This is a genomic window from Mesorhizobium silamurunense, from assembly GCF_014843825.1.
GTDB classification, from domain to species: Bacteria; Pseudomonadota; Alphaproteobacteria; order Rhizobiales; family Rhizobiaceae; genus Mesorhizobium; species Mesorhizobium silamurunense.
Genome location: NZ_JHQR01000366.1, coordinates 1 through 3,351, shown reverse-complemented (window position 1 = coordinate 3,351; position 3,351 = coordinate 1). Strand labels below are relative to the sequence as shown.

4 protein-coding genes are annotated in these 3,351 nt (G+C 63.9%); 3 read left to right on the top strand and 1 reads right to left on the bottom strand.

Going from position 1 to position 3,351, the window contains the following annotated elements:
- The first annotated feature begins 156 nt into the window (after positions 1-156).
- Together DH10_RS33375 and DH10_RS33370 are read left to right on the top strand one after the other, a co-directional pair.
- On the top strand, positions 157-1,404 hold the full coding sequence (locus DH10_RS33375; protein WP_192258070.1) for a cytochrome-c peroxidase: 1,248 nt from the start codon (positions 157-159) through the stop codon (positions 1,402-1,404).
- A gap of 140 nt (positions 1,405-1,544) precedes the next feature.
- A complete protein-coding gene (locus DH10_RS33370; protein ID WP_192258072.1) occupies positions 1,545-1,787 on the top strand; it encodes a hypothetical protein in 243 nt (80 codons plus the stop codon).
- Positions 1,788-1,809: 22 nt separating this feature from the next.
- Here DH10_RS33370 and DH10_RS33365 read toward each other — a convergent pair whose 3' ends face one another.
- Positions 1,810-2,406, bottom strand: a complete 597-nt coding sequence (locus tag DH10_RS33365) for a dihydrofolate reductase family protein (protein ID WP_192258074.1) — start codon at positions 2,404-2,406, stop codon at positions 1,810-1,812.
- Positions 2,407-2,508: 102 nt separating this feature from the next.
- On the opposite strand from DH10_RS33365, the gene DH10_RS33360 reads away from it, so the two are divergent.
- Positions 2,509-2,925, top strand: a complete 417-nt coding sequence (locus DH10_RS33360) for a winged helix-turn-helix transcriptional regulator (protein ID WP_192258076.1) — start codon at positions 2,509-2,511, stop codon at positions 2,923-2,925.
- Positions 2,926-3,351: the final 426 nt, after the last annotated feature.

Below are 3,351 nucleotides of genomic sequence, written 5' to 3'. Positions count from 1 at the left end.
TCCGCCGCCCGTCGCCTCATGGGATCTTTCTCCTATTGCAGAGGAGATGTCTGCGAAGCGGTCGGATGAGGCGTATCCAGCTTGGCAATTGCGTTTTGCCAGTCAACAATCCATGGCAATGTGCGCCTGCGCCAATAGCAGACGGGACTGACGGCCATGACACGATGGAACCCCGCCGCGCTCGCGGCGCTTGCATCCACCATCATCCTGTGGCCCTCTGACGGCGTGCCGGCGGGCAGTGTCCATCCCGGCCCGATGGCACGCGCGGAAGCCTTCGCCCGCGCCGAGGCGCTGACGGCGCTCGGGCGGCAGATGTTTTTCGATCCGTCGCTGTCGGCCTCGAGCAAGCAGGCTTGCTCGTCCTGCCACGATCCCAACCATGCCTTCGGCCCGGCTTCCGCCGCGCCGGTCGAGCTGGGCGGGCCGAATCTCGACCAGCCCGGCCTGCGCGGCGTGCCGTCGCTGCGCTACCTTCAGGTGGCGCCCGCCTTCACCGAGCATTTCTATGATTCCGAGGACGAGGGCGACGAAAGCGTCGACAACGGCCCGACCGGCGGTCTGACCTGGGACGGGCGCGCCGACCACGGCAAGGACCAGGCCAGTATCCCGCTGCTGTCTCCCTTCGAAATGGCCAACAAGGACGAGGGAGCCGTTGTCGCCGCCTTGCGCAAGGCGCCCTATGCCGATGCCTTCAAGGCTGTGTTCGGTGACGATGTCTTCGACCATCCGCAAGATGCCTTCGACGCCGCGGTCGAGGCGCTCGGCACTTTCGAGCAAAGCAGCGCCGATTTCTATCCCTATTCCAGCCGCTACGACGCCTTCCTCGCCGGCAAGGCGCGGTTGACGGCACAGGAGCTGCACGGCCGCATGCTGTTCGAGGATGGAAACAAGGGCAACTGCGCAAGCTGCCATCTGAGCGAGCCCGCCAATGACGGCGAGCCGCCGCAATTCACCGATTTCGGCCTGATCGCGATCGCCGTGCCGCGCAACCCGGCGATCCCCGCCAATGCCGACCCCACCTATGTCGATCTCGGCCTGTGCGGGCCGCTGCGCAGCGACTTCAAGGGCCGGGCCGAATATTGCGGCCTGTTCAAGACGCCGACGCTGCGCAACGTCGCGCTGCGCAAGAACTTCTTCCACAACGGCCGCTTCCACACGCTGCGCGAGGCTGTCGCCTTCTACGCCAGCCGCGACAGCGATCCCGGCCGCTGGTATCCGAAGAGTGCCGACGGCACGGTCGACAAATTCGACGACCTGCCAAAAGCTTACTGGGGAAACCTCAACACCGACCCGCCCTTCAACGGCAGGAAACCCGGCGACAAGCCGGCACTGACCGACGCCGAGATCGACGATATTGTCGCCTTCCTCGGCACGTTGACCGACGCCGACCAGGCGGGGCAGTGAGGCAGCTCGAAGCGCACCGCAGACCGGCAGATGTCCGCCGGCCAAAATAATCGGTGGACGCCTCTTGTTTATGTGGCCTTCGTCACAGCGCCGCCAGAAAGCGTCTGCTACATTAGCGTCTCTTCAGAGCGGGGGCTCGAATGAGATTCGTTGCGGTGCAGGAGCCGCCTCATCATAGCTGGGCGGTGTTTGACACGACCAATGACAAACCCGCCGAACATGCCGGGCGCGTGCTCATCGGTCTGACGTCGCTTGAAGCCCGGCGGTTCACGGCCGCGGCCAACGATGATGCGGAATGCCGGGAGATCAACCTCCTGGGGTGGCGTCAAGGCGGTAATGTCCCTCGCCATCCGCCGGAAAATGGCGGACGAACAAACGGTTGAGACGACGCGCTGCCGGATTGATTCAGGCCCCTCGCACGGCCGGCGCGTAGCGATTCACCACCATGCCGCAGGCATAGGCTTTCGAGCCGACGAGCTTCAGTCTGGCGAAGCCGCCCTGGTCGAAGATGCGGCGGCCGGCGCCCAGCACCGCCGGATTGATGAAAAGCTGGAACTCGTCGACCAGCCCGGCCGCGATCAGTGCCGAGGCGAAGCCGGCGCCGCCGAAAACGGCGATGTTGCCGCCCTCGCCCGCCTTCAGCGCGTTGACCTCGCGCGGCAGGTCGCCGCCGGCGATCCGCGTGCGTTCCCACCGCGAGGTCTTCACCCTGTCGCTCAGCACCACCTTCTCAGCTTCGACGATGCGCTGGGCGAAGGCGTAGAAGCGGTCCTTCGGATATTTCCTCGCCGCATTGCTCCAGTGGTTGAGGTAGCCCTCCTCGGCCATCTTGCGACTCAAGAGGATGGTGTCGACGGTTTCGAAGGCGGCGTTGAAGTCCTGCTTCAGCTCGTCGTCCCAGTCGCTCTCGTCGCCCCATTCCCAAAGTTGCCAGCGACGATCTTCATCGGCGCCGACGAAGCCGTCGACCGACATCTGCATTTGCAGGATGAGCTTTTTCATCTCAGGTCCTCCTCATGTTTCCGATTGATTTACTTTTGGAACCGTTGACGCATTGGGCGAATGGTGTCAATAGTAAAGTGATTTAAAAATGGAACCAAATTTATGTCGACCAGAGAAAGGTCCGGCTGCCCGATCAGCCTTTCGCTCGAGCTTATCGGCGACCGCTGGACGCTGCTCATCATCCGCGACCTTATCTTCGCCGGGAAAAGGCATTTTCGCGAGTTCCTGCAGTCGGACGAAGGCATCTCGTCGCGAACGCTCGCCGAGCGGCTGCAGACGCTGCAGGAGGAAGGCATCCTCACCCGCAGCGACGACCCGACCCACGGGCTGAAAGCGATCTACCGGCTGACCGAAGCCGGCATCAACCTACTGCCGGTACTGGCGGCGCTCGGCGCGTGGGGCAGCAAATATCGCAAGGCCAACGATGATCTTGCCCGGATTGCCACTGAGCTGGCGGCCGGCGGCGAGCCGGTGCTGGCGCGGATGAAGGATAAGCTGAGGGCGGAGCATTTGGGGTAGCAAAGATCGTCCAAGCGAAATCTATTCGTCCGATGTTGCGACGCCGGCGATTGGCGAAGCCCGCGGCGAAGGCGCCCCTCTCCCCGTCACTATGCGGGGAGAGGGGCCGTTCCCGCGACGGCGCCCTTCTTCAACGCTGGAAGATTGGCGAAGGCCGGCGCGACATCCGATCTCCTGCCTTGTGGGGGAGATGGCCGGTTCACCCTCCGCAGCAGTTGCGGAGGACGGGCAGGCCAGAGGGGGGTGCTGTCCCGCAGCCGCCCGCGATTGGCATCGGTCTCTTTGCCCCTGTCAGCAAGCTTCACGATCGGCCGTTTCCGCTTTGCCCTGCCTGCGCTAGATTCGCATTGCAACAGGATCGCCATCGCCATGATCGTCCAGGCTTGCATCAACGGCGCCCGCCCCGCCGATTTCCATCCGGCGCTT